This window comes from Propionicimonas sp., from assembly GCF_047606205.1.
Lineage (GTDB): Bacteria > Actinomycetota > Actinomycetes > Propionibacteriales > Propionibacteriaceae > Propionicimonas.
On sequence record NZ_JASGES010000032.1, the window covers coordinates 12,661 to 38,995 of the forward strand.

At 71.3% G+C, this 26,335-nt stretch carries 22 protein-coding genes; 10 read left to right on the top strand and 12 right to left on the bottom strand.

Translation table 11 applies throughout. The annotated features are described in order from the left end of the window. Window positions 1-53 precede the first annotated feature (53 nt). Window positions 54-626 carry an RNA polymerase sigma factor gene (locus QM633_RS02020; RefSeq protein WP_415152051.1) on the top strand — a complete coding sequence of 191 codons (573 nt, stop codon included), beginning with the start codon at window positions 54-56 and terminating at the stop codon, window positions 624-626. Continuing rightward, window positions 619-1,284: a zf-HC2 domain-containing protein gene (locus QM633_RS02025; RefSeq protein WP_415152052.1), complete on the top strand. Its 666-nt coding sequence runs from the start codon at window positions 619-621 to the stop codon at window positions 1,282-1,284. The genes QM633_RS02020 and QM633_RS02025 overlap by 8 nt, the downstream gene beginning before the upstream one ends. 110 nt (window positions 1,285-1,394) lie before the next feature. On the opposite strand, the gene QM633_RS02030 is transcribed toward QM633_RS02025, so the two are convergent. After that, a complete protein-coding gene (locus QM633_RS02030; protein ID WP_415152053.1) occupies window positions 1,395-1,586 on the bottom strand; it encodes a hypothetical protein in 192 nt (63 codons plus the stop codon). A gap of 277 nt (window positions 1,587-1,863) precedes the next feature. Beyond that, window positions 1,864-2,895 carry an aldo/keto reductase gene (locus tag QM633_RS02035; RefSeq protein ID WP_415152054.1) on the bottom strand — a complete coding sequence of 344 codons (1,032 nt, stop codon included), beginning with the start codon at window positions 2,893-2,895 and terminating at the stop codon, window positions 1,864-1,866. A gap of 189 nt (window positions 2,896-3,084) precedes the next feature. Here QM633_RS02035 and QM633_RS02040 point away from each other — a divergent pair, with 189 nt between their 5' ends. Further along, window positions 3,085-4,017, top strand: a complete 933-nt coding sequence (locus QM633_RS02040; RefSeq protein WP_415152055.1) for a VOC family protein — start codon at window positions 3,085-3,087, stop codon at window positions 4,015-4,017. A gap of 232 nt (window positions 4,018-4,249) precedes the next feature. Here the strand turns inward: QM633_RS02040 and QM633_RS02045 are convergent, their stop codons facing one another. The 5 genes from QM633_RS02045 to QM633_RS02065 all read right to left on the bottom strand — a co-directional run bounded on the left by QM633_RS02045 (window position 4,250) and on the right by QM633_RS02065 (window position 9,495). Next, entirely contained in the window at window positions 4,250-5,053 is an 804-nt protein-coding gene (locus tag QM633_RS02045; RefSeq protein WP_415152056.1) for an ABC transporter ATP-binding protein, read from the bottom strand. Then, complete coding sequence (locus QM633_RS02050) at window positions 5,050-6,102, bottom strand: FecCD family ABC transporter permease (protein ID WP_415152057.1); 1,053 nt, start codon at window positions 6,100-6,102, stop codon at window positions 5,050-5,052. Before QM633_RS02050 ends, QM633_RS02045 begins: the two co-directional genes overlap by 4 nt. Continuing rightward, window positions 6,099-7,064 (bottom strand): FecCD family ABC transporter permease, encoded by a 966-nt coding sequence (locus QM633_RS02055; RefSeq protein WP_415152058.1) that lies wholly within the window; start codon window positions 7,062-7,064, stop codon window positions 6,099-6,101. The genes QM633_RS02050 and QM633_RS02055 overlap by 4 nt, the downstream gene beginning before the upstream one ends. Before the next feature lie 79 nt (window positions 7,065-7,143). Then, entirely contained in the window at window positions 7,144-8,193 is a 1,050-nt protein-coding gene (locus tag QM633_RS02060) for an iron-siderophore ABC transporter substrate-binding protein (protein ID WP_415152059.1), read from the bottom strand. 270 nt (window positions 8,194-8,463) lie between these two features. Next, entirely contained in the window at window positions 8,464-9,495 is a 1,032-nt protein-coding gene (locus QM633_RS02065) for a LacI family DNA-binding transcriptional regulator (RefSeq protein ID WP_415152060.1), read from the bottom strand. 235 nt (window positions 9,496-9,730) lie between these two features. On the opposite strand from QM633_RS02065, the gene QM633_RS02070 reads away from it, so the two are divergent. The 6 genes from QM633_RS02070 (at window position 9,731) to QM633_RS02095 (ending at window position 19,215) form a co-directional block, all read left to right on the top strand. Continuing rightward, window positions 9,731-11,050 carry an ABC transporter substrate-binding protein gene (locus QM633_RS02070; RefSeq protein WP_415152061.1) on the top strand — a complete coding sequence of 440 codons (1,320 nt, stop codon included), beginning with the start codon at window positions 9,731-9,733 and terminating at the stop codon, window positions 11,048-11,050. Between the two features lie 90 nt (window positions 11,051-11,140). After that, window positions 11,141-12,118, top strand: a complete 978-nt coding sequence (locus QM633_RS02075; protein WP_415152062.1) for a carbohydrate ABC transporter permease — start codon at window positions 11,141-11,143, stop codon at window positions 12,116-12,118. Beyond that, the gene (locus tag QM633_RS02080; protein WP_415152063.1) at window positions 12,111-12,923 is read left to right on the top strand and encodes a carbohydrate ABC transporter permease; all 813 of its coding nucleotides are present in this window, start codon (window positions 12,111-12,113) and stop codon (window positions 12,921-12,923) included. Before QM633_RS02075 ends, QM633_RS02080 begins: the two co-directional genes overlap by 8 nt. Then, window positions 12,920-15,928, top strand: coding sequence for a glycoside hydrolase family 2 TIM barrel-domain containing protein (locus tag QM633_RS02085; protein WP_415152064.1), 3,009 nt, complete (start codon window positions 12,920-12,922; stop codon window positions 15,926-15,928). The genes QM633_RS02080 and QM633_RS02085 overlap by 4 nt, the downstream gene beginning before the upstream one ends. Before the next feature lie 147 nt (window positions 15,929-16,075). Then, window positions 16,076-18,424, top strand: coding sequence for an ATP-binding cassette domain-containing protein (locus QM633_RS02090; protein WP_415152065.1), 2,349 nt, complete (start codon window positions 16,076-16,078; stop codon window positions 18,422-18,424). Between the two features lie 161 nt (window positions 18,425-18,585). Further along, a complete protein-coding gene (locus QM633_RS02095; RefSeq protein WP_415152066.1) occupies window positions 18,586-19,215 on the top strand; it encodes a hypothetical protein in 630 nt (209 codons plus the stop codon). A 79-nt stretch (window positions 19,216-19,294) separates the two neighbouring features. On the opposite strand, the gene QM633_RS02100 is transcribed toward QM633_RS02095, so the two are convergent. The 4 genes from QM633_RS02100 to QM633_RS02115 all read right to left on the bottom strand — a co-directional run bounded on the left by QM633_RS02100 (window position 19,295) and on the right by QM633_RS02115 (window position 23,476). Then, window positions 19,295-20,317: an ABC transporter substrate-binding protein gene (locus QM633_RS02100; protein WP_415152067.1), complete on the bottom strand. Its 1,023-nt coding sequence runs from the start codon at window positions 20,315-20,317 to the stop codon at window positions 19,295-19,297. A gap of 164 nt (window positions 20,318-20,481) precedes the next feature. Then, window positions 20,482-21,303, bottom strand: coding sequence for an ABC transporter ATP-binding protein (locus tag QM633_RS02105; RefSeq protein WP_415152068.1), 822 nt, complete (start codon window positions 21,301-21,303; stop codon window positions 20,482-20,484). Beyond that, window positions 21,300-22,355, bottom strand: coding sequence for a FecCD family ABC transporter permease (locus QM633_RS02110; RefSeq protein WP_415152069.1), 1,056 nt, complete (start codon window positions 22,353-22,355; stop codon window positions 21,300-21,302). Before QM633_RS02110 ends, QM633_RS02105 begins: the two co-directional genes overlap by 4 nt. Window positions 22,356-22,408: 53 nt before the next feature. After that, window positions 22,409-23,476 (bottom strand): FecCD family ABC transporter permease, encoded by a 1,068-nt coding sequence (locus tag QM633_RS02115; RefSeq protein ID WP_415152070.1) that lies wholly within the window; start codon window positions 23,474-23,476, stop codon window positions 22,409-22,411. A 94-nt stretch (window positions 23,477-23,570) separates the two neighbouring features. Here QM633_RS02115 and QM633_RS02120 point away from each other — a divergent pair, with 94 nt between their 5' ends. Next, window positions 23,571-24,350 (top strand): siderophore-interacting protein, encoded by a 780-nt coding sequence (locus tag QM633_RS02120; protein WP_415152071.1) that lies wholly within the window; start codon window positions 23,571-23,573, stop codon window positions 24,348-24,350. Between the two features lie 34 nt (window positions 24,351-24,384). Here QM633_RS02120 and QM633_RS02125 read toward each other — a convergent pair whose 3' ends face one another. Beyond that, complete coding sequence (locus QM633_RS02125; protein ID WP_415152072.1) at window positions 24,385-25,983, bottom strand: MFS transporter; 1,599 nt, start codon at window positions 25,981-25,983, stop codon at window positions 24,385-24,387. Between the last annotated feature and the right edge of the window lie 352 nt (window positions 25,984-26,335).

Consider the following 26,335-nt stretch of genomic DNA (forward strand, 5'->3'; position numbering starts at 1 on the left):
CCGGATTGCGCAGGCGCGCAATCCGTCCGGGCCGTTCGTCCGTATCCCCTGACGTGACCGTGTTCTCGCTGGCCGACCGGGCGTCCGACGCCGCGCTGGTCAGTGCGCTCGCCCTGAACGACGAGCCTGCAGCGGTGGCGTTCGTGCGTCGCTTCCAGGGCCCGGTGTACGGGCTCGCGCTGTCGGTGACACGCGATCCCGCACTGGCGGAGGACGTGGCCCAGGAGGCGTTCCTGCGGGCCTGGCGCGCCGCGTCCAGTTACGACCCCCGACGGGGATCCGTCCTGACCTGGCTGCTCACGATCACCCGCAATCTCGCGATCGACGCCGTGCGGGCCCGCCGCAGCGCGCCGGTCGAGGCGGGGCAACTCGAGCGGCTGCTCACCACCACTCTCGCCGGCCAGCCGCCCGATGGCACCGGCGGCCGGGTGGAGGCGATCGCGGCGGCCGAGCGGCTCGCCCGGCTCCCCGCCGAGCAGGCCCGGGCGGTCGTGCTGGCCGTCGTCGGCGGACGGACCGCCGCGGAGGTGGCCGAGTACGAGGGCATCCCGCTCGGCACGGCGAAGACGAGAATCCGCAGCGGACTGCACCGCATGCGGCGTGCGCTGGAGGCGGAACGTGACTGAGTGGCATCCCGATCCCGACCAGCTGGTCGCGCTGGCGCTCGCCGACGTCGCCCCGGACGTCGAGCAGCGGCTGGTCGCACACCTGGCCGGCTGTCCCTCCTGCAGGGACGCCTACGCCGAGGTCTCCGACGGCGTGCAGCAGGCGCTCGCCGCCACCCCCGCGCTCGCCCCTCCCGCCGGGTTCTCCGGGCGCGTCCTCACCGCGATGGGGAACGACCAGCCCGCCCTCCGGCCCCGGCGAGGCACCCCCTTGCTGCTCGTCGCCGCCGTCCTGATCGGACTGCTGGCCGGCATCGGCGGCACCCTCGCTGCGACCACCTGGTCCACCCGGCCCCCGGCCGCCGCCGGTCGGGCACCGGTGGCCGCCGCGCTGGTCACGGACGCCGGTGACGCGGTGGGTTCGGTGGGCCTGGCGACACTCTCGGGACGCGCCTATGTCGTCCTCAACGTCACCGCGGGCAGGCCCGGGGTGCGCTATGAGTGCATCCTGGTGAACCCGGACGGGACCCGCACCAGCGGCGGCGCCTGGGCGCTCACCGACGAGTACGGCACCGGGACCGCGTCCGGGTCGTGGCTGGTGCCCCTGCCCGGCAACCCGCCGGCGGAGGTCGAACTGGTCGGGCCGTCAGGCGCGGTCTGGGCCCGCGCGAGCTTCTAGCCTCCTGGATCGCTCGTCGCGTCCGGGAGTGCCGGGATCGGGGGCCTACCTGGACGGAAGGCCGCCGGGATCGGGGGCCTACCTGGACGGAAGGCTTGGCGGCGCGGAGGTCAGGCGGCGCGGAGGGCCGGACGGAGCCGGCGAGCGAAGCGACGGCCGTGCTTCGCGCCCGAACGGATGAGTCGGGCCGGGCGATGGCTGGCCGGGACGACCTCGTCGGCGACGTAGGTGGGATCGATGATCGGGAAGTCGGCGAGCCCGCGCTCGGCGAGTTCGATCTGGTGTGCGAACTGAACGATCATGATGCCTTGCTCCTACGTGCTGCCCTACGCTGTTGATCGATAAAGTCAACGTTACACTTTATCGATCAACGTCGCAACCTCGCGTGGCTGGACGCCTCCGTGCCTGGCCAACCAGGACGCCCACGCGACGCTCACCGGCCGGCCCGACGACAGCGCGAGCGGGGACACCTCCGACGCCGCGGAGATCGACAGCCCGGGGAAGGGTCGCGTGCCGGGGATGCCGGCACGAGCGTCATCGCGGGGGGTGGAGCAGGCCGTGGCGACCTGATCCGTCCGCTCACCGCCGCCGCGATGGCGCCTCCAGCGCGGGGTTCACATAGGAGCTGTCGAACGGGTTGGCGGCCGTGCCGGGGGTCACGATCGCGTCGATCCGGTCCAGCACGTCCGCGGACAGGGCCAGGCCGGCGGCGGGCAGCTGGGTGGTCAGCTGCTCCATGGTTCGCGGGCCGATGATCGCGCTGGTGACCGCGGGGTGGTTCACGACGAAGGCGATCGCGAGCTCGACCAGGCTCACCCCCTGCTCCTCCGCGAGGGACGCGAGCGCGTCCGCGGCGTCGAGCTTGGCCGCGTTGGCGGGATCGTCGCGGTCGTAGCGCTGCCGGAACATCCCGCTCGCGCCGCGGCCCGGCGAGGGGACCGGTGCTGAGGCGTCCCTGCGCCACTTGCCGCTGAGCCAGCCGCCGGCGAGCGGGGAGTAGCAGATCACGCTCATCCGGTGCCGCAGCGCAGCCGGGAGCACGTCCACCTCGGGCGTGCGGACCAGCAGCGAGTACGAGAGCTGCTCGCACACCGGCCGGACCAGCCGGCGCTCGCGCGCCGTCCACTGGGCCTCGACGAGCTGGCTCGCCTGGAAGGCCGAGTGGCCGATGTAGCGCACCTTGCCCTGGTGCACCAGGTCGCTGAGCGCGGACAGCGTCTCCTCGATGTTGGTGCCCGGGTTGGGCCGGTGCAGCTGGTACAGGTCGATGTGGTCGGTGCCCAGGCGCCGCAGTGAGTTCTCCACCTCCGCGACGATCCACCGCCGGGACGCGCCGCGCCGGTTGCGGTCCTCGCCCATCGCGCCCTGGAACTTCGTGGCCAGCACGACGTCGTCCCTGTGTCCGCGCAGCGCCTTGCCGACGATCTCCTCCGACTCCCCGGCCGAGTACACGTCCGCGGTGTCGACCATGTTGATGCCGGCGTCGAGCGCGGCGTGGATGATCCGGATGCAGTCGTCGTGGTCGGCATTGTTCACGCCGCCGAACATCATCGTGCCCAGGCACAGGCTGCTGACCTCGACCCCGGTGTCGGCCAGGCTGCGGTACTCCATCACGTGTCCTCCCGGTCGGGACGGCGCCGCGCCGTCCGTCCCGTCCATCCCAGCCCGGCCGGGGCGCGAAGGGAAGGGCTGGACGGGGTACGGCGGGTACCTCCCATGGGTAGTTGAATGATCAATCAATCCGTCCTATGCTTGGTTGAAGCGACAACGATTTCCGGCGGACGCCGGCGAGGAGGAGCAGTGGAGACCACGACCAGGGCGCCGTTCACGACCGGCGAGCGCTCGATCAACGCCGGCACGTCGATGGACGCGGTCACGCTCCGGGTCGGCGATCTGGACGGGATGAGTTCCTACTACGCCCGGGCGTTCGCGATGGAACCGCTGGAGGAGCGTGCGCGCGGCACCGAGGTGCACCGCGTGCTCGGCCGGGGCGCCAGCCCGATGGTGCGGCTGATCCACACCCCCGGCCTTCCGAAGGTCGACCCGCGGCAGGCCGGCCTGTTCCACACCGCGTTCCTGTTCGGCGACGCCGCCGCCCTGGCCGCGACCGTGTACCGCGCGGCGACCGACGGGCGCAGCCGGTTCGTCGGCTCGAGCGACCACACGGTCAGCGAGGCGTTCTACTTCACCGACCCGGAGGGCAACGGCGTGGAGCTGTACACCGACCGCCCGCGGGACAGTTGGGACTACCGGCGCGGGCAGATCTTCATGACCACCACCCCGCTGGATCCGAACGCCTACCTGACGGCGAACCTGAACCAGGACGCGCTCGACGCAGGCCCGGCGCTGGCCGGCAGGGTCGGCCACGTCCACCTGCAGGTCGGCGACCTCGCCGTCGCGGGGGACTTCTACGCCGACACGCTCGGCTTCGACAAGACGATGACCGAGTACCGGGGCGCGCTGTTCGTGTCGGCGGGCGGCTACCACCACCACATCGCGATGAACACGTGGAACAGTGCGGGCGCCGGGCCTCGTGCCGCCAGCCTCGGCCTCGGCGAGGTCGCGATCACCGTCCCCGGACGCGCCGACCTGGACGCCGTGGACACCCGCCTGGTCGAGCGCCGGCTGCCGTTCGCCGACGACGGCCGCTCGCTCACCGTCGACGACCCGTGGGGAACGAAGGTCACGCTGTCCCTGCCCGAGGCGTCCGTGGACGAGGTGCTGGCGCGCTGACCAGCGGCGTCCCTCGACGCCCGGGCCGGCGCCGCAACCCTTGGCCTCGCAGGAGGCAACCTCCGCTGAACGGGAACGGGGACGGACCTGCGAACGGGAACGGAACCGTCCCCTGAACGGCAAGGGGGACGGACCTGCGAACGGGAACGGAACCGTCCCCTGAACGGGAACGGGGACAGATCTGCGAACGGGAACAGAACCGTCCCCGGGTGCCGGCGGTCCCCTGGTGTCGTCAGGGGCGGGGGTGGTGGCGGCTGAAGGGGGAGACCGAGGGGGTCCCGGTCACGGGGTCGGGGACGACGAGCGCGTCGATGCCGAACACCTCGCGGACGAGCGCAGCGTCCACCACGTCCGCGGGTGCACCGGCCGCGATCATCTCGCCCCCGCGCATCGCGATCAGGTGATCGGCGTAGCGGCAGGCCAGCGACAACTCGTGCAGCACCATCACGATCGTCGTGCCGCGCTGGACGTTCAGGTCGGCCAGCAGGTCGAGGACGTCGATCTGGTGGCTGATGTCGAGGTAGGTCGTCGGCTCGTCCAGCAGCAGCAGGTCGGCCTGCTGGGCCAGCGCCATCGCGATCCACACCCGCTGTCGCTGACCCCCGGACAGGGCGTCCACGCGCCGTTCGGCGAGGTCGAGGACCCCCGCGGCCGCCATCGAGGCATCCACGATCTCGTCGTCGGCGGCCGAGCTGCGGCGCAGCCAGCCCTGGTGCGGATACCGTCCGCGCGAGACCAGGTCGGCGACGGTGATCGCCTCGGGAGCCAGCGGCGACTGCGGCAGCAGGCCCAGCCGGCGGGCCACCTCCGTCGTGGCGAGCCGGTGGATGTCGGTGCCGTCCAGCAGCACCGTCCCCGACCGCGGGGAGAGCAGGCGGGCCAGCCCGCGCAGCAGGGTCGACTTGCCGCACGCGTTCGCCCCGACGATCACCGTGATCCGGCCGGGCGGCACCTGCAGGCTGAGCCCCTCCACGATCGCCACGTCGTCATAGCCGAGCGTCAGGTCGACCGCCTCCAGCGTGTGCGTGCTCGTCATGAGGAACCTCCCGGTCTGCGGACGGAGTCGTTGCGGGCCAACTGCCAGGCCAGGTAGGGCGCGCCGACCACCCCGGTCACCACGCCTGCGGGCAGCGTGACGGAGGGGAACGCGTGCTGCGCGAGCAGGTCGGACCCGGTCACCAGCGCGCCGCCGATCGCCGCGGACGCCACCAGCGACAGCGATGTCCGCCCGACCAGCCGGCGAGCCACCTGCGGCGCCATCAACGCCACGAACGACAGCGGGCCCGCGGCGCCGACAGCCACCGCCGCCAGCACCACGGCGGTGAGCAGCACCAGCGCCCGCGTCCGGTCGGGGCGGATCCCCAGCGCGGTCGCCGTGTCGTCGCCCAGCTCGAGCGCCCGCAGCCCGCGCAGCTGCGGGACCAGCGCGACCGCTGCCAGTGTGGCGAGCCCGGCCGTCACCGCGACAACCGGCCAGCCGATGCCGTTCAGGCTGCCCACCAGCCAGGTGTACGCGCTCGCCGCGTCCCGCAGGTCGGAGGTGGTCAGCAGGTAGGAGGTGAGGGCGCCGGCGAACGCCGCCACGCCGACGCCGACCAGCACCAGGCGCAGCCCCGAGATGCCGCGGCGCCAGGTGATCCCGGCGATCAGCAGGGCGCCCAGCACTCCGCCGGCGATCGCGAGCAAAGAGAGGCTGAGCCCCGACCAGCGCAGCGCGAGGACGCCCCAGACGCCGGCGGCACCGGCGCTGCCGGTGACGCCGAGGACGTCGGGGCTGGCCAGCGGGTTGCGCAGGACGGACTGGAAGACCGCCCCCGCCAACCCCAGGCACACCCCGACGAGCACGGCGGCCAGCGCGCGGGGCAGGCGCAGCTCGAGCACGACGAAACGGACGCTGCGACTCGCCGTCCCGGTGAACGCCGACCACACCTCCGCCGGGGTCAGGCCGGCCGCTCCGAGCAGCAGGGCGAGCACGAACAGCGCCAGCATCACGGCCACCAGCACGGCGGAGACCGCGACCGTGCGGCGGCGCAGGCCGCTCCGCCACGCCCTGGTGACGGCCCCGTGCGTGATCGCGCCGCTCACAGCGTCACCGACCAGCCGCGGCGCACGAGCGCGATGAACACCGGAGCGCCGATGCCGGCCAGCACGATGCCGACCTGCACCTCGCCGGGACGGACGAGGATGCGTCCGGCGACGTCGGCGGCGACCAGCACCACCGCCGCCGCCGGAGCGGAGTAGGCCGCCACCCAGCGGTAGTCCGGCCCGGTGAGCATCCGGACGAGGTGCGGCACGATCAGGCCGAGGAAGGCGATCGGCCCGCACACCGCCGTCGCCGCACCGGCGAGCACCACCACGACCGCGCCGGCGAACAGCCGCGCGCGGTTCACGGACAGGCCGAGACCGGTGGCGGTGTCGTCGCCCAGTGCGAGCAGGTTGAGCAGCCGCCCGCAGCACAGCGCCGCCACGATGCCGGCGATCAGCGCGGGCAGCGCGGGGAGCAGCACGTCGTAACCGCGCCCGGCGATCGAGCCGACCTGCCAGAAGCGCATCCGGTCCAGCGACTCCTGGCTGGCGATCAGGATGCCCGACACCAGGGAGAGGAACGCGGCCGAGATGGCCGCGCCGGCCAGCACCAGCTTCACGGGCGTGGCGCCGTCGCGTCCGCGGCCGGCGATCAGCCAGACCAGGACGGCCGCGGCCGCGGCGCCGCCGAAGGCGAACCACAGGTACTGGGTGGGCGAACTGGCGCCGAACGCCCAGATCCCGATCACCACCGACAGCGCCGCGCCCTGGTTGACGCCGAGGATGCCAGGATCGGCCAGCGGGTTGCGGGTGACGCCTTGCGCGACGGCCCCGGCCAGGCCGAGGGCGGCGCCGCAGACGAGCCCGACGATCGTGCGGGGGAGCCGCTTGTCCACCACGGCGATGTGGTCGGGATTCGAGGCGTCGTAGTGGAACAACGCGTCCAGGACGGTCGGCCAGCTGATGTCGGCCGCTCCGATCGCCAGGCTCGCCACGCCGACCACGAACACCCCCGCCAGCAACAGTGCGGCGCCGAGGAGACGCCGACGCGCCGGGCGGGGCCGCGGTGTGCGGTCCGCCCGGCGCCGAAGGGGTTCGGTGTCAGCCGTCACTCTTGGCCGCCGCGGCAGCCAGCTGCGGCACGTACGCGTCCAGCATCCAGGGGATCGACAGGACGGTCGGCGCGCTCGACGCCATCACGAACGACTCGCCGACGATGGGCGCGAAGCGTCCGTCCTTGACCTGCGGCATCGCCGCGACCAGCGGGTCCTTCGCGAACGCGTCCGCCTCCTCCTGGCTGCCGAAGTATGCCACCAGCACGTCCGAGTCCAGCGCGGAGAGCTTCTCGAAGCTCAGCCCGTAGAAGTAGGTCTCGTCATCCGGCTTGGGGTCGAGGTCCGCCACGCTCGGCGCGACCTCCATGCCGAGTTCGACCAGCAGCTGCACGCGCGGATCGCTCGCCCGGTAGATGTTGAACACCTCGGCCTCGTTGTTGGCCCCGTAGACGAAGGTCTTGCCCTTCAGCTCGGGGTGGGCGGCGGCCAGCGCCACCACCTTGGCGTCGGTGTCGGAGACCAGCTTCTCCGCCTCCGCCTCCAGGCCGAGGGCCTTGCCGACGATGGTGGCCTGGTCCTGCCAGCTGGTCGCCCACGGCTGGTCGGGGTAGGCGACCACGGGGGCGACCTTGCTGAGGGAGTCGAACTCCTCCTGGGTCAGCCCCGAGTACGGGGCGAGGATGACGTCGGGTTTCGCCGCGACGAACTCCTCGACGTTCACCGCCCCGTTCTCGCCGCCCTTGAGCAGGGTCGGGGTGGTGCCGCCGAGGGCCTTGATCGCGTCCGCGTCCCACGGGAGCACGCCGTCGACGCCGCCGTAGGTGTACGCCGGCATCGCGACCGGGACGATGCCCAGCGCCAGCACGGCGTCCTGGCTCGACCAGCCCCAGGTCGCGACCCGCTCCGGTTTGCTCTCGATCACCGCGTCCCCGAGGGCGGAGGTGATCGTCACGGGGAAGGCCGCGGCGCTCGTCGACGCCGACGCCGCCGGAGCGGACGCGGTCTCGGCCGCGGGGGTGCTGCACGCGGCGAGGCCCGCGGCGAGTCCGAGGCCGGCGATCGAGGCGAGCAGTCGTCGGCGGGTGGTTCCTGGCACGGGCGTTCCTCCTGGAGAGATTTAGGTAAGCCTAACCTATCCTAATTGGCCGCTGCCCGGACCGTGCCCTCCACGGGAGGCGCCAGCGAAGCCGCCCCGACCGCGTGAACGGGAACGGAACCGTCCCCTGAACGGGAACGGGGACAGTCCCGCGAACGGGAACGGAACCGTCCCTTGAACGGGAACGGGGACAGTCCTGCGAACGGGAACGGAACCGTCCCCGCGTGCCGGGGGCGGGAGGGCGCGCGAGGTCGGCGGGAGGGCGCGAGGTCAGTGGGAGGGCGGGGCGGTCGTGTTCCGGATGACGAGCTCGGTGGGAATGACGGAGCGGCCGTGGTGGCGGGGGCCGTGGGCGCCCAGCTGGTCGAGGGCGAGCCTGACCAGCTCCTGGCCGATCCTGCGGAAGTCCTGCTTCACCGTGGTCAGGGGAGGGGAGGAGAAGCCGGCGAGCGCGATGTCGTCGAAGCCGACCACCGAGATGTCCTCGGGGACGCGGAGGTCGTGCTCGTGCAGCGCGCGGATCAGCCCGAAGGCCATCTCGTCGTTCGCGCAGTAGACCGCCGTCACGTCGCGCTCCTGCGCGATCCGCAGCCCTGCCTCGTAGCCCGACCGCGCCGTCCAGTCCCCGCGCCAGGCCTCGGGCGGACGGATGCCCGCCTCGGTCAGGCAGCGCTGCCAGGTGGCGAACCGGACGTAGGCGGGCTCGGAGTCGTCGGGCCCCGCGATGTGCTGCACCTGCCGGTGCCCGAGGCCGAGCAGGTGCCGCGTGGCGTCCTCGCTGCCCTGCACCTGGTCGGCGACGACCGACGGGTAGTGGCCGACCAGCCGGGAGTCGGAGACGGCGACCGCCATTCCCGCCGGCAGCGCGAGCGACTCCGGGGTGGCCTGCTCCGCCCTGATGATCACCAGCGCGTCGATCGCCTGGTGGGACAGCCGGTGCGCGGCGTGCTCCCACTCGTCGGCCACCGGCTGCTGCACGCTGAGCAGGGTGACCGAGTACCCCTGCTCCTCCGCGGCGCGCACCACGGCCTCCGTGGTCAGCGCCTCACCGGTCCGCTCGAACCGGTAGGCGAGCAGCCCGATGGTCCCGAACGAACCGTTCCGCAGTGCCCTGGCGGCACGGTTGGGCGAGTACCCCAGCTGGTCCATCGCCTCGAGTACCCTCGCCCTGGTCTCCTCCCGGACGGCCTGCGAGCCCGTGGAGACCCGCGACACCGTCTGGGCGGACACGCCGGCCAGACGCGCGACATCCTCGATCGAGGGCCCGGTCTTGCGTCGACCGCGACCAGTCGTGCTGGGCATGCGCCGATGCTATCGCGTGGACCTGGGAAATGGGGACGTCAACATTGGGAGCCTCCTGTGCGGCCATCGTTATCGTTCTGTGACCGAGATCGACCTGACAGCCGCCCGGAGGACGCGCTAAGTTAACGTAAACATTCACGGACGACTCATGGGCGAGTGGAGGCGAGGGAGCCTTCCGGGACAGCACCGACCCGCACCTCGGTGGAGCATCGACAACAGAAGGAACACCCACGTCATGAACATCTTCAAGAAGGTGGCTGCGCTGGCACTCGTGGTGCCGTTGAGCGTTGCGCTCGCAGCCTGCAGCGGCGGATCCGCCGCCCCCGCCACGAGCGCGGACACCACCGCGGCCGCCGGCCCGAAGAGCGGCACCCTCACCGTCTGGTGCTGGGATCCGACCTTCAACATCTACGCGATGAACGAGGCCGCCAAGATCTACGCCAAGGAGAACCCCGACGTGAAGGTGAACGTCGTGGAGACCCCCTGGGACGACCTGCAGACCAAGCTGACCACCCTCGGCCAGTCCAACGAGACCAAGGAGCTGCCCGACATCTTCCTGGTCCAGAACAACGCGTTCCAGAAGAACGTCATCAACTATCCCGACCTGTTCGCCGACTTCAGCAAGTCCGGCGTCGACTTCAGCCAGTTCCCCGAGGGCGTCGTGGCCTACTCCACGATCGACAACGTGAACTACGGCCTTCCTTTCGACAACGGCACCGCGATCACCGCCCTGCGCACCGACGTGCTCAAGGAGGCCGGGCTGACCGTCGACGACTTCACCGACATCACCTGGGACACGTTCATCACCCTCGGCAAGCAGGTCAAGGAGAAGACCGGCAAGCCGCTGCTGTCCGGCCAGGCGGGCTCCTCGGACCTGATCACGATGATCCTGCAGAGCGCGGGCGCCAGCCTGTTCGACGACAAGGGCAACCCGACGATCACCAACAACGACGCGCTGCTCAAGGCCATCGACGTCTACCAGACGCTGGTCAAGGACGGCATCCTCGTCGAGGTCAACAGCTGGGACGAGTACGTCGGCAGCTTCGTGAACTCCAACGTCGCCGGCACGATCAACGGCGTGTGGATCCTCGGCTCGATCCAGTCCGCCAAGGACCAGTCCGGCAAGTGGGCGATCACCAACCTGCCCAAGCTGGACGGCGTGGCCGGAGCCACCAACTACTCCGCCAACGGCGGCTCGTCCTGGGCGATCAGCTCGAACGCGAACTATGAGCTGGCCTCCGACTTCCTGACCAAGACCTTCGCCGGCTCGAAGGAGCTGTTCGAGACGATCCTGCCCTCCTCGGGCGCGCTGGCGAACTGGCTGCCGATGGCGGACAGCACCGTCTACGCGGAGCCGCAGAAGTTCTTCAGCGACCAGCCCGTGTTCTCCAAGGTGGTGGAGTTCTCCAAGCAGGTGCCCAAGAACAACACCGGCGCCTACTACTACGAGGGCCGCGACGCGGTCAGCGCGGCGATCACCAAGATCATGAACGGCACGGACCCGGCCACCGCACTGGAGGAGGCGCAGAAGACGGTCGAATTCGCGATGAAGTGATCCCGTCCGTGATGTGATCCTTCTCGCCCGATGCAGATGGGTGGGGCCGGTGGACGCCGGCCCCACCCGGCTCGAAAAGGTGGAATTCCCGTGACCCAACCCGCACCGGCAGTGCTGCCGGACCGGCCGCCCCGCGTCATCCGCAGGAAGGCCGACACCCCCTCCGACGACGGGGGCCGGGGCCGGCGCAGAGGCCTCGAACAGCGCCGCAACCTGACCGGCTGGCTGTTCCTGATCCCCGCGGCGATCCTGATCGGATGGATGAACTTCTGGCCCATGTTCCAGGCGTTCCTGCTCTCCCTGCAGACCGGTCGCGGCAGCCGTCTGAGGTGGGCCGACCCGCTCTGGTACAACTACGCGCGCCTGTTCGAGGACGACATCTTCAAGATGACCGTCCAGAACACCTTCATCTACCTGATCATCCAGGTGCCGATCATGCTGGTCCTGGCGCTGGTGCTGGCCAACCTGCTGAACGACCCGAAGCTGCGGTTCAAGGGCCTGTGGCGCACCGCGATCTTCCTGCCGTGCGCGGTCTCGCTGGTCTCCTACTCCCTGGTCTTCCGGACGATGTTCGCCACCGACGGCATCGTCAACGACGCGCTGATGGGGCTGCACTTCATCGACTCGCCGATCAACTGGCTCGGCCAGACCGGCACCGCCCGGCTGGTGATCATCCTCGGCCTGCTGTGGCGCTGGACCGGCTACAACATGGTCTTCTACCTCGCCGCACTGCAGAACCTCGACTACTCCACGCTGGAAGCGGCCCGGATCGACGGCGCCGGTTCGTGGCGGACCTTCTGGCACGTCACGATCCCGCAGCTGCGTCCGATGATCCTGCTCACCGCGATCATGTCGACCAACGGCACCATCCAGCTGTTCGACGAGTCGTGGAACCTGACCCAGGGCGGCCCGGCCTACACGTCCATGACGATGTCGCACTACCTGTACGAGCTGTCGTTCCAGAAGAGTTCCAACGTCGGCTACGGGTCGGCGATCTCCTACGTGATCCTGATCATGGTTGCGATCCTGGCGTGGATCCAGATGAAGGTGGGTGACAAGCGTGACTAGGTCCGCGCTGCGCCGGGTGCCGAGCTACGCCTTCCTGGCGCTCGCCGCGATCGTCTCGGTCTTCCCGCTCTACTTCATGGTGGTCTCGGCCACCAACACCAGCCAGGACGTGCTCAACTCGCGGCTGCTGCCCGGCACGGCGCTGGGCGAGAACTTCGCCAAGCTGGTCGGTCAGCAGGACGTGGCCTCGGCCATGTGGAACTCGGCGGTGAACGCCGTCGCGACCACGGTGCTGGCGCTGATCGTGTGCTCCATCGCCGGCTACGGCTTCGAGGTGTTCCATTCGCTGGGCAAGGACCGATTGATGAGCGTCCTGCTGCTGGCGATGATGATCCCCTTCGCCGCGACGATGATCCCGCTGTTCCGGATGTTCGCCGACTTCGGCCTGACCAACACCACCTTCGCGGTGATCCTGCCGGCGATCGCGACCCCCTTCCTGGTGCTGCTGTTCCGGCAGGCGTCCCGGTCGTTCCCGCACGAGATCCTCGAGGCGGCCCGGATCGACGGGCTCGGCGAGCTGAACATCTTCTTCCGGATCTTCCTCCCAACCATGAGGTCGACCTACGCCGCCGCGGCCGTGATCACGTTCATGGCCGCATGGAACAACTTCCTGTGGCCGAAGGTGATCCTCGTCAACAGCGCCTACCAGACCATGCCCATGCTGATCTCGAACCTCCGCGCGGGCTACGTGACCGACTACGGAATGCTGATGCTGGCGGTTCTGCTGGCCTCGCTGCCGACGATGGTGATCTTCCTCGTCCTGCAGCGCAGCTTCGCCCAGGGCATCACAGGAGCAATCAAGTGACTTTCGACATCGACCGCATCGCCGACCCGACCTGGTTCGGCGAGTCCCGCCTCCCCGCGCACTCCGACCACCGCTGGTTCGCCTGCGCGGCGGAGGCCGAGCGGGACGAGAGCAGCTTCGAGCAGTGCCTGAACGGGCTGTGGAAGTTCCACTACGCCAAGAACCCGGCGTCCACGCTGCCAGGTTTCGAGGCGCCCGACTTCGACTGTTCGGGCTGGGACGACATCGCCGTCCCCGGCCACCTCCAGCTGCAGGGCTACGACCGTCCGCAGTACACCAACGTGCAGTACCCCTGGGACGGGCACGAGGCGGTGGTCCCCGGCCAGGTGCCGCTGCGCTACAACCCCGTCGGCAGCTACGTGACCACGTTCACCCTGGACCGCCCGCTGGCCGCCGGCGAGCGGCTCAGCGTGTCGTTCAAGGGCGCCGAGAGCGCGGTCGCGGTGTGGCTGAACGGCACCTGGATCGGTTACGGCGCCGACTCGTTCACCCCCTCGGAGTTCGACCTCACCGACGCGCTGATCGACGGCGAGAACACCCTCGCCGCGCAGGTGTTCAAGTGGACGGCCGGCTCGTGGATCGAGGACCAGGACTTCTACCGGTTCTCCGGGATCTTCCGTGACGTCGTGCTGTACCGGCGGCCCGCCGTCCACGCCGAGGACGTCCGCGTCACCACCCGGGTCCGCGCGGACCTCGCCGAGGCCACCGTGTCGGTGCAGGTCGCCCTGGCCGGCGACGGCGCGGTCCGGGCGACGCTGGCCGGGATCGGCGAGCTCACCGCGGCGGAGGAGGGGACGCTCTCGCTGACCGTGCCGTCCCCCCGGCTGTGGAGCGCGGAGGACCCGTACCTCTACGACCTGCTGCTGGAGGTCACCGACGCCTCCGGCGCGGTCACCGAGGTGGTGCCGCAGCGGGTCGGCATCCGGCGCTTCGGCGTCGAGGACGGCCTGCTCAAGATCAACGGCAGCAGGGTGGTGTTCACCGGTGTGAACCGGCACGAGTTCGGCTCGGCCGGGCGGGTGATGAGCCGCGAGCAGACCGAGGCCGACCTCCGGCTGATGAAGGCGAACAACATCAACGCCGTGCGTACCAGCCACTACCCCAACAACTCCTTCTTCTACGAGCTGTGCGACATCTACGGCCTGTACGTCATCGACGAGATGAACCTCGAGTCGCACGGTCTGTGGGAGCAGCACGGACGGGGTCTGACCACCCTGGAGGAGCTCGTCCCCGGCGACCGGCCGGAGTGGCACGACGTGCTGCTGGACCGGGCGGCCAACCTGCTCGAGCGGGACAAGAACCACGCCTGCGTGGTGATGTGGTCCTGCGGCAACGAGTCCTTCGGCGGGTCGAACATCCTCGCCGTCGCGGACTGGTTCCGCGCCCACGACACCCGTCCGGTGCACTACGAGGGCGTCTACTGGGACCCGCGGTACCCGGAGACCTCCGATGTGGTCAGCCGGATGTACCCGCCGAGCGCGGAGATCGAGGAGTACCTGGCCACCCATCGCGACAAGCCGTACATCCTGTGCGAGTACGCGCACGCGATGGGGAACTCCTTCGGTGCCGTGGACCGGTACGTCGACCTGGCCTACCGCGACCCGCTGTTCCAGGGCGGGTTCATCTGGGACTTCGCCGACCAGGCGATCGCGCTCGTGGACCGCTACGGCACGCCCTACTTCGGCTACGGCGGCGACGCCGGCGAGGCCCCGCACGACGGCGACTTCAGCGCCAACGGCATCCTGTTCGCCGACCACACCCCGAAGCCGTTCGTGCCGGAGATGAAGTACCTCTACCAGGGCTTCCGGACGGTCGTCGGTCGCGAGGGGTTCGAGGTGGAGAACCGGCACCTGTTCACCCCGACCTCCGCCTACGAGTGCGTGGTGACGCTGCGACGCGAGGGCAGGACGCTGGCCGAGGCGGCCGTCGGGACCGACGTCGCCCCGGGGGACACCGGCAGCTACCCGCTGCCGTTCGGGTTGCCCGCCCTGCCCGGGGAGTACACGGTCGACGTGTCCTTCCGGTTGCGGGCGGCCACCGCCTGGGCGCCGGCCGGCCACGAGGTGGGCCACCAGCAGGGCGTGTTCACGGTGGCGGCACCGCCCCGTCCGGCCAGGCCGCAGCGGGCACCGGAGATCGTCACCGGCATCCACAACATCGGCGTCCGCGGCGAGCACTTCCTCGCGTTGTTCTCCGGCATCCACGGCGGGCTGATCTCCTACCGGTACGGCCTCACCTCCGACGGCGGGCGCGAACTGCTGCGGAGCATCCCGCAGCCGAACTTCTGGCACGCCCCGACGTCCAACGAACGCGGCTGGGACATGCCCTTCCGGGACGGCCAGTGGCTGCTCGCCAGCCGCTACCCGCGGCAGCGTCCGCCGATCATCCCGGCGCTCGACGTCGTGGACAGCGCCGCGGAGGTCCGGTTCACCTACGTCCTCCCGACCACGCCGGCCGGCGAGTGCGACGTCACGTACCGGGTGGACGGCGACGGCCACGTCGGGGTGACGATGGCGCTGCGGCCGGGCGAGGGACTGCCCGACCTGCCGGAGTTCGGGCTCCTGCTCACCGCCGACGCGTCCCTGCGGCACCTGCGCTGGTACGGGGAAGGACCCCAGGAGTCCTACGCGGACCGCAGGAAGGGTGCCCGGGTGGACGTCCACACCGGCGACGTGCGGACCCAGCTCACGCCCTACGTCCGGCCGCAGGAGGCGGGCAGCCACACCGGGGTCCGCTGGGCCGAGGTGACCGACGACCGCGGGGCGGGGCTGCGGTTCGACGCGGAGGTCCCGATGGAGTTCTCCGCCCTGCCGTGGACGCCGTTCGAGATCGAGAACGCCCTGCACCCGAACGAACTGCCGCCGGTGCACCGCACGGTGCTGCGTCCCGCCCTGATGCGGCGGGGCGTCGCCGGAGACCACGCGTGGGGAGCGATGACCCACCCGGAGTACCTGGTTCCCTCGGGGCCGCTGGAGTTCCGGTTCGGGTTCCGGGGTATCCGCTGACGGTGAGTGGCGGGCCGGGACGGGCCGCGGTGGGAGGAATTGCACGCAGTTCGGGCGATCTGGCCGTTGAAAGGGCCGCGACAGCTGGCGCGCAATTCCTCTCGCCCGCCACTGGTGAGGCGGGACCGACGATGGCATCATCGGGCGATGCGCGCCGACAGCCATGACCTGATCCGCGTCGTCGGGGCCAGGGAGCACAACCTGGCCGACGTGAGCGTGGAGCTGCCGAAACGGCGGCTGACCGTGTTCACCGGTGTGTCCGGCTCGGGCAAGAGTTCGCTGGTGTTCGCCACGATCGCCGCCGAGTCCCAGCGCCTGATCAACGAGACGTACTCCACCTTCGTGCAGGGATTCATGCCGTCCCTGCCCCGGCCCGACGTCGACGTCCTCGACGGGCTGACCACGGCGATCGTCGTCGACCAGGAGCGGATGGGCGGCGACGTCCGCTCGACGGTCGGCACCGCGACCGACGCCTACGCGCTGCTCCGCGTGCTGTACAGCCGGATCGGCCAGCCCCACGTCGGGTCCGCGCAGGCGTTCTCGTTCAATGTCGCCTCGATCAGCGGTGCCGGCGCGGTCAGCGTCCAGCGGGGCGGGCGGACGGTGAAGGAGCGGCGCGACTTCGAGCTGGTCGGTGGCATGTGCCCGCGCTGCGAGGGCCGCGGCGAGGTCTCCGACTTCGACCTGACCGCGCTCTACGACGCGTCCCGCTCGATCCGCGAGGGCGCCCTGCTGGTGCCCGGCTACAGCGTGGACGGGTGGTACGGGCGCATCTTCACCAACTCCGGGTCCTTCGACCCGGACAAGCCGATCCGCGACTTCACCACCCGCGAGCTGGACGCGCTGCTGTACGCGGAGCCGAAGCGGATCAAGGTCGAGGGCATCAACGTCACCTACGAGGGACTGATCCCGCGGATCACCAAGTCGATGCTCAGCAAGGACCCCGACTCGCTGCAGCCGCACATCCGCGCCTTCGTCGACCGGGCCACGACCTTCGGCACCTGCCCCGAGTGCGGGGGCACCCGGCTCACCGAGCTGGCCCGCTCGGCGAAGGTCGCCGGGCTGAACATCGCCCAGGCCAGCGCGCTGCAGATCTCCGACCTCGCCGAGTGGGCGCGCGGCATCGAGGACGCATCGGTGGCGCCGCTGCTGGAGAAGCTGCGCCACCACCTCGACGCGTTCACCGACATCGGTCTGGGCTACCTGTCCCTCGACCGCCCCGCGGGGACGCTGTCGGGTGGCGAGGCGCAGCGGACGAAGATGATTCGCCACCTCGGTTCCGCGCTCACCGACGTCACCTACGTGTTCGACGAGCCGACCGCGGGGCTGCACCCGCACGACGTCCAGCGCATGAACGGGCTGCTGCTCCAGCTGAGGGACGCCGGCAACACCGTACTCGTGGTCGAGCACAAGCCGGCCGTGATCGGGATCGCCGACCACGTGGTCGACCTCGGCCCCGGTGCGGGGGCGGCCGGCGGGACGGTGTGCTACGCCGGCGACGTCGCCGGGCTGCGCGCCTCCGGCACGATCACGGGGCGGCACCTGGACGATGCCGCGTCGCTGAAGCCGTCCGCGCGGACGTGGCGGGAGGCGCTGGAGATCCGCGGCGCCCGCACGCACAACCTGCGTGACGTGGACGTCGACATCCCGCTCGGCGTGCTGGTCGCCGTGACCGGGGTGGCGGGCTCGGGCAAGAGCTCGCTGATCGCAGGGTCGGTGTCCGGCCGTGACGGGGTGGTGACGATCGACCAGGCCCCGATCCGGGGGTCGCGGCGGAGCAATCCCGCCACCTACACCGGCCTGCTGGAGCCGATCCGCAAGGCGTTCGCGAAGGCGAACGGGGTGAAACCGGCGCTGTTCAGCTCGAACTCCGAGGGGGCGTGCCCCGCCTGCAACGGCGCCGGGGTGACCTACACCGACCTGGGGGTGATGGCGAGCGTCGCGGTCACGTGCGAGGTGTGCGAGGGCAGGCGGTTCGACTCGTCCGTGCTCGGCTACAGACTCGGCGGCCGCGACATCAGCGAGGTGCTGGCGATGTCCGCGTCCGAGGCGCTCGGCTTCTTCGGCGACGGCGAGGCGCGGACGCCGCCGGCCGCCGCGATCCTGGCCCGACTCGTCGACGTGGGCCTGGGCTACCTCACCCTCGGCCAGCCGCTGACCACCCTGTCGGGCGGCGAGCGGCAGCGGATCAAGCTGGCCACGCACCTGGGCGCCGACGGCGCGATCTATGTCCTCGACGAGCCGACGGCCGGGCTGCACCTGGCCGATGTCGAGCAGTTGCTCGGTCTGCTCGACCGGCTGGTGGACGCAGGGAAGTCGGTGGTCGTCGTCGAGCACAACCTCGCGGTGATGGCCCATGCCGACTGGATCATCGATCTCGGGCCCGGCGCCGGCCACGACGGCGGCAGGGTGGTGTTCACCGGGACGCCCGCCGAGCTCGTCGCGTCCCGCTCGACCCTGACCGGGGAGTACCTCGCCGCCCACGTCGGCGCCTGAGCCCGCAGAGCCTGAACGGAAACGGGGACAGACCAGCGAACGGGAAAGGAACCGTCCCCGTTTTCGTTCAGGGGACGGTTCCTTTCCCGTTCACTCTCGGTACGGCGGGGCGGCTCCGCGCGCGCCGCCGGCGCCGGTGGCGTCCGGCCTAGGGTGGGGCCGTGACCACCTTCCTGCACCGGTTCAGCGTCAAGCCGCACCACCTGGACGCCTACCTCCCGCTGTGGGAGCAGGAGGTGGCGGTGCGGACGGACCACGGGTTCGAGACCCACCGGGCCTTCGTCGAGACGGACGCCGAGCCGAAGCTGACCTGGCTCTACTCCCATCCCGAGCCCGCGGACGGCGAGGCGGCCGTCCGCGCCGACCCGCGGACGGCCACCCTCGACACCCTCAAGTCCGGACACGTGTTCGGCAACGTGAAAGTGCGTCCGGTCCGGGTGGAGGTGGTGAACCCGCCCGGGGAACCCGGCCGCACCGTGGTCATGCGCCGCTACTCGATCGTCGGGGACTGGACGCCCTTCCTCGCGACCTGGCGCCGGGTCGCGGCCGTCCGCGAGAAGCATGGCTTCGACTGCCAGTTCGCGGTCGCCGACCCACCGGAGAACATGTTCACCTGGGCCTTCGGCTTCGACGGGGCGTGGCCGGATCTCGGCGAGGCGCAGCGTCCGTACTACCACGACCCCGAGCGGGTCGCCCTGCGCAGCATCTTCGACTACATGGCCGACTACGACATCCACCCGGCCAGGGAACTGGTGCTGCCGCAGTGGCGGGCGGGAAGCGTCCCCTCGTAGCGCACGAAGGAACCGTCCCCCGCAACGAGTACGCGGGGACGGTTCCTCGGTTCCGGACGACGGGTTCGGGCGCGAGCGCTCAGGTGACCTTGTTCGACTTCTCGAGCTGTCCGGCCAGGATGTCGATGTTCTTCGCCTGCTGCCCGTAGCTGAGGATCGACTGGCTGCGCTCGTAGATCTGGTCGGCGACCAGCGCGGGGGAGTCGGCGAACGTGGCCTGCTTGAGCAGGTCGGCCTTCTGGAACCCTTCGCTGGAGATCAGGATCACGTCGACGTTCTTGACCTTGCCCGCGTTCTCCCAGCTGTAGATGTCCCAGTAGTAGTCGCCGTCGGGGTTCGGGTCGAGGTAGTTCACCCCGAGGCTGGCGTACAGCTGGGTCTCCGGCTCGTCGGCGGTCTTGACCAGGTAGACGCCGTCCGCGTCGGCGTACATCGCCGAGACGAGCAGGTTCTTCTCCTTGGCCACCGTGGTCAGGTGCGCCGCCGAGGTCTCGTAGGCCTGCTTGTCGGCGTCCACCTTCGACGGGTCGGCGCCCAGCGAGAGCGCGAGCTTGGTGTTCGACTCGATCACGTCCAGTCCGGCGCCCCCGACCTTGATGGTCAGGATCGGCGCGATGGCCTCCAGCTTCTTCTGCTGTTCGAGGTCCTTCAGGCCGTAGAAGGGCTCCTTCGGGTCGATCGTCCCCTCCCGGTCGGACGGGTACTGCGCGGTCACGATGAGGTCGGGCTGCAGGGCGGCCAGCGCCTCGAGGTCGATCTCGCCGTAGGTGTTGCCCAGGATCGCCACGTTGCTCATGTCGTAGCCGGAGAACCGCGGGTCGCTGGCCACGTCCATGCGGCCGAAGACGCCGACGGGCTGCACGCCGTAGCTCATCAGCGACAGCGCCTGGTCGGTGAAGCCGACGATCCGGTTGGGCACGTGGTCGAGGGTGAAGCTGTGGCCCAGGTCGTCGGTGTAGCTCCAGCCGGACGCGCTCGCCGAGCCGGACGGGGCCGCCCCGGGAGCGGTGGAACTGGAGCACCCGCCGAGCGCGAGCAGGAGGGCGAGGGCGGGGACGAGGGCCGCGCGGAGGGCGCGGGTCGTGGACGCGAGGAAAGGCATGGGATTTAGGTTAGCCTAACCTTAGCTAATTCGCATGTCCGCTCGCGGACGCACGGACCGCCGCCCTGGAGGCCGGGGCGGCGGGGTCGAGCCCGGGGCGGCGATCGGCACCCCAGTCGCCCGCAAGGTCGAGCCCGGCGCCGGTCAGGGAGCCCGGGCCGGGCTCAGCCGGCGGCCTCCACGAGGGCGAGGGCACCGCTGTCGGCAGGCTCCAGCGGCACCACCAGCGGCGTCCCGGAGCTCGGGTCGGGGATGACGTCGGCGGCCAGCCCGAACGCCGTCGCCAGCACCTGGGGCGTCAGCACCGACCACGGGTCCCCGTCGGCGAGGACGCCCCCGTCGTGCAGGACCACGAGCCGGTCGGAGTAGCGGGCGGCGAGGCTGAGGTCGTGCAGCACCATCACGATCGTGCTGCCCCGCTCGGCGTTGATCCTGCGGACCAGGCGCAGGACGTCGAGCTGGTGGGCGAGGTCGAGGAAGGTCGTCGGCTCGTCCAGCAGGATCGTCGGTGTGGCCTGCGCCAGCACCAGCGCGATCCACGCCCGCTGCAGCTGCCCTCCGGAGAGCGCGCTGACGTCCCGCTCGGCCACCTCGCCCACGCCGGTCGCCGCCATCGCCTCCGCGACCAGTTCCTGGTCCTCGCGGGTCCAGGGACGCAGCAGGCTCTGGTGCGGGTGGCGTCCGCGCATCACGAGGTCGCGCACGGAGGTGGCCGCGGGGGTGAGCGGCTTCTGCGGAAGCACGGCCAGCCGGCGAGCCACCTCGCGGGCCGAGAGGTGGCGGATCGGCGTCCCGCCGAGCCGGACGGTACCCCGGCTCGGCGCGAGCAGGCGGCCGAAGGCCTTCAGCAGGGTCGACTTGCCGCAGCCGTTCGCGCCGATCAGGGTGGTGATCGATCCCTCCTCGATGGACAGGTCGAGGTCGGAGAAGACCGTCACCTGGTCATAGCCGAGGGTGAGCCCCTCGGCCTGCAGGGCCATGGTCATGCCATCACTTCCTTGCGGTTGCGGCGGGTCAGGAGCCAGATCAGGTAGGGCGCACCGATGATCGCGGTGAGGATGCCGACCGGCAGTTCGCCGGGGAACGCCGTGCGGGCGACGATGTCGGCGACGACCACCAGGGTCGCCCCGACCAGGGCGGACGCCCACAGGGGCGGCCGGCCGGTGCCCGCGATCCGGCGGGCGACCTGTGGCGCGACGAACGCGACGAACTCGACCGGGCCTGCCGCGGAGACCGCCATCGCCGTCAGCAGGACTGCGGCCGCGATGACCAGCAGCCGGTGCCGCTGCAGCCCGACGCCGAGGCTGGTCGAGAACTCGTCGCCGAGCTGGGTGATCCCGAGCGGTGCCGACTGGGCCAGGGCGAGCGGCAGCACCACGACCAGCGCGAGCACCATCGGCCACACGCTCGCCCACGAGACCCCGGACAGGCTGCCGACCAGCCACTGGGTGGCCGCGGTGGCCTGGGTGATCTGCGCGCGCACCAGCAGGTAGCTGGTCAGGCCGCCGAGGCTGGCGGTGATGCCGATGCCGATCAGGATGATCCGGTAGCTGTCCACCCCGCCCCGCCAGGACAGGCCGTAGACGACCGCGGCGGCGACGAGCCCGCCGACCGTGGCCACGACGGGAATGCCGAAGCCGAGCAGGGACGAGCCGACCGAGTAGCCGCCGCCACCGATCACGATCGCGGTCACCGCTCCCGCGGACGCGCCGGAGGTGACGCCCAGGATGTCGGGGGTGGCCAGCGGGTTGCGGGAGAAGGTCTGGGTGAGCGCGCCGGCCAGGCCCAGGCACAGGCCGACCGCCGCGCCGGCGGCCGCGCGGGGCAGCCGCAACTCGAAGACGATGAACTGCTGCGGCCTCGTGCCGGCGCCGGCCAGCGTCCGGAGCACGTCGGAGATCGTCATGGTGGAGGAGCCGGCGGCGATCCCGACGACGAAGGCGATCACGACGGCCAGCAGGCACGCCAGTGTCACGACCAGGACGCGAAGCCGCCACGGCAGCCCCAGCGGCCCGATGCGCACCCCCGCACGGGTCATCGGGAGCCCCTCCGTCCGGGCTCGGTCGGAGAGGGTGTGCGGCGACGGGGCGGTCACAGCGCCGCCAGCTTCGCCCTGCGGACGATCACGACGAACGCGACCCCGCCGAGAGTGGCGAGCACGACGCCGACCGAGACCTCCGCCTGCCCGCCGATCAGGCGTCCGACCACGTCGCAGGCCAGCAGGGCGAGCGTCCCGACCAGCGCGGACGCCGGCAGCAGCCGGTAGTGGTTGCCGCCGACCAGGGCGCGGCCGACGTGCGGCGCGGTCAGGCCGATGAACCCGATCGGGCCGGCCAGGGCGACGGCGCCGGCGGAAAGGAAGGTGATCGCGCCCAGCCCGACCAGCCGGGCCCGCCACAGGCTCTCGCCGAGGCCGCGGGCCATCTCGGTGCCGAGGGCGAGGTTGTTCAGGGAGCGGACGTTGCCCAGCGCGCAGAGCAGGCCGGCGAGGAGGAAGCAGAGCACCCAGCCGAGGCCCTCCAGCGTCCGGCCGGACAGCGACCCGACCACCCAGATGCGGTAGGCCTCCAGGCTCTCGGGGTCGCGCAGGACCAGGAAGGACGTCACCGCGCCGAGCAGGGCAGACACCGCGGTGCCCGCGATCGCGAGTGGGACGGGGCTGGCCAGGCCCCGGCCGAGCGCCGCGACGCCGAACACGACCACGCTGGCGACGACCGCGCCGGCCAGGGACAGGCCCAGGCTGAGCAGCATCGAGTTCACGCCGAGGACGTAGACGCCCAGCACGACGGCGAGGCTGGCTCCGGCGGAGACCCCGAACAGGCCCGGATCGGCGAGCGGGTTGCCGGTCTGGCCCTGCATGACCGCCCCGGCGACACCGAGTGCGCTGCCGACGAGCAGGCCGAGCAGCGTGCGCGGGACGCGTGAGCCCCACACGATCGACTGGGTGTCGGTGGAGGGATCGAGCAACCCCTGCAGGACGGTGCCGGGGGGAACCGGATTGCTGCCCAGGAAGAGGCTGGCCACGATCACGACCAGGAGGCAGGCCACGAGGAGGCCGAAGGCGCCGGCGGTGCCGCGTCCCTGCCCCGCGCCCGGCGTCCGTACCGGGACGGCCGGGCCTGCCTCGGGCGCGGCGCGGCGGAGCAGGGCGGACGGCATGGGGAGAGCCTAGTCCTATTAGGTAAGGTGAGCCTAACCTAAATGCTCGCCGACCTTCTGAACGGACGACCCGATGTCCCGCTACCCGCGCCTCATGCCCAGCGACCCGCGTCTCTTCCACGCCCGCGTGGTGCGCACCGAAGCGCTCTCGCCGTCCTTCCAGCGCGTGACCATCGCCGGCCCGGACCTGGCGGAGTTCGAGTGGCTGGGACGCGACCACTGGTTCCGGCTGTTCCTGCCGCCCCAGCCGGGGGCGGCGCTGCGGTTGCCCACGGTGAAGGGACGGGCCTGGTACCGCTCCTACCTGCTGATCCCCTCGGGCGAGCGCCCACACTGCAGCAACTACACGGTCGCAGGGTTCCGGCCGGCGGCCGACGGCGGTGAGCTGGACATCGACGTGGTCCTGCACTGGCACGACGGCCAGCTCGGCGGCGCGGTGGCGAAGTGGGCGGTCGGCGCCGCGGCCGGCAGCCCGGTCGGCTTCCTCGACCAGGGGGTGATCTTCGATCCGCCCGAGGACGCCGCCGAGATCTACCTCGCCTGCGACGAGACCGGCCTTCCGGCCGTCCGTGGCATCCTCCGCGACCTGCCGGAGGACGCCGTCGGGCGGGCCTTCCTCGAGGTGCCCTCGGAGGAGGACGCCGGCTCGATCGCCGCGCCGCAGGGTGTCCGGGTGGAGTGGCTGGTGCGCAACGGCAGCGGCCGCCCGGCCGGACAGTTCGCCCTCGCCGAACTGCAGCAGGTCGCGCCGCACCCGGACGGCTACGCCTTCGTGGTCGGGGAGTCCTCGCTCGCGACCGGGGGCCGCAAAGCCTTGAAGAAGGCCGGCCTGGCCGCGTCCCGGATCAGCTTCACCGGCTACTGGCGGGCCTGAGCCGGGGCCCTCCGCGTCCTGCGCCTCCGGCGGGTCAGTCCGGGTCGGTGGGCAGCAGGTGCTCGGCCTTGGGCGGCAGCGCGGTGAAGGAGAAGGCGTGCTCCTCGATCGCCTGGTCCTCCGCGGTGAGACGGGTCTGGTGCTGGTGCAGGTGCTCGGCCCACGAGGGGACGGTGAACACCTCCAGGTAGGTGTCGGCACGTTCGCCGACGCGGTAGAGGTCCCACCGGCTCGCGCCGCTGCGCAGCCGCGAGCGGCGCATGCCGTCCATCGCCGTGCGCCACGCGGCGTAGTTCGCCTGCTCCACCACGTACTCCACGTTCACCTGGACGGGGCCCGCGTCGGGCTCGGGCTCGACCACCAGCATGGCGTCGTTCCAGAACGCCAGCGGGCTGCGGTCCAGTCCGGAGCTCTCCGGGAAGTGCCAGGCGAAGCCCACCAGGCCGCCCAGCACGACCAGGGCGGACGCGATCCACACGGCGGCGGCCAGGCTCACGTGCTGGGCGAGCAGCCCCCAGACCGGCGACGCCAGGGCCTGCGCACCGGTGAAGGTCATCATGTACACCGCGACGGCCCTGGCCCGCACCCAGCCGGGCAGGAAGAGCTGGAGCTCCGCGTTCAGGATGGCCACGGTGGCCGTCCACGCGTAGCCGAGGACGACCAGCAGCGGCAGCGCGCCGGCGATCCCTGGCATCGCCATCGTGAGGGCGAACGCCGCACCGTAGACGATCGCCATCACGCTCAGGAGCGTGTTGGCGGAGAATCGCCCGCCGAGCCGCCCGACCGTGAAGGCGGCGGCCACCGCCCCCACGCCGAGCGCACCGTAGAGGAAGCCGTAGCCGTCCGCGCCGAGGCCGAGTTGGCGGTTGGCGATCAGGGCGAGGAGTGCCCACATCGCGGTCGCAGGGGCGACGAAGATCGCCAGCCGGGTGAGGATCAGACGGACGACGGGTTCGTGGCGGACGTAGCGTCCGCCCGTGCGCAGGGCGGGCAGGAAGCGCTCCCTGGCCGCGGACGGTGCGTCGCGGGCCGGCCTGCGCCAGGTGAGCAGCGCCACGATCAGGAAGAGGGTGAGCGCGGCGTTGAGCGCGAAGACCGGCGGGACGCCCCACGCGGCGATGACCACGCCGGCGATCGCGGGTCCAACGGCACGGGCGACGTTGACGCTGACCATGTCGAGCCGGATGGCCGCCGCGAGGTGCGCGCGCGGCACGAGTTCGGTGATCAGCGGTTGCCAGGTAGACACGAGCACGGCGTTGCCGACGCCGATCGCGAAGGTGAAGGCCAGCAGCAGCAGCGGCGGCATCCGGTCGAGCGCGGTGAGGGCGGCCAGCAGCCCCGCCACCACCAGGAAGTAGACCTGGACCCAGAGCAGGATCCGGCCCCGGTCGAAGGCGTCCGCGAGCACCCCCGCGGCGAGCGAGAACAGCATCATCGGCAACGTGGCCGCGGTCTGCACGAGGGAGACGATCGTCGCGGCGTTCGGATCGTTGATGAACAGCCACTGCGCACCGACGGTCTGCGCCCACGCCCCGATGCTGCTGAACACCACCCCTGCCCACAGCACGCCGAACGTCGGGTTGTGGAACGGCGCGAGCGCGCCGACCCGTTCGGCCGCCGGTTCGTCACTCATGCGCACATCCTGCCTGCTCCGCCTCCGCACCCGCACGATCGGAGGCGCCCGCGTCCCCGATCAGCCGCCGTCCCCCTGAACGGGGACGGTTCCCTACTCGGTCCAACCGACCTGACGGGCCAGGGGGCGGACCGAAAGCGGAACCGTCCCCAACTCGGTCCAGAACGGGGGGTCCAAGCGGGGACGGTTCCTTACTCGGTCCAAGCGGGCCGCCGGACCGGGGGGCGGACCGAAAGCGGAACCGTCCCCAACTCGGTCCAGAACGGGGGGTCCAGGCGGGGACGGTTCCTTACTCGGTCCAAGCGGGCCGCCGGACCGGGGGGCGGACCGAAAGCGGAACCGTCCCCAACTC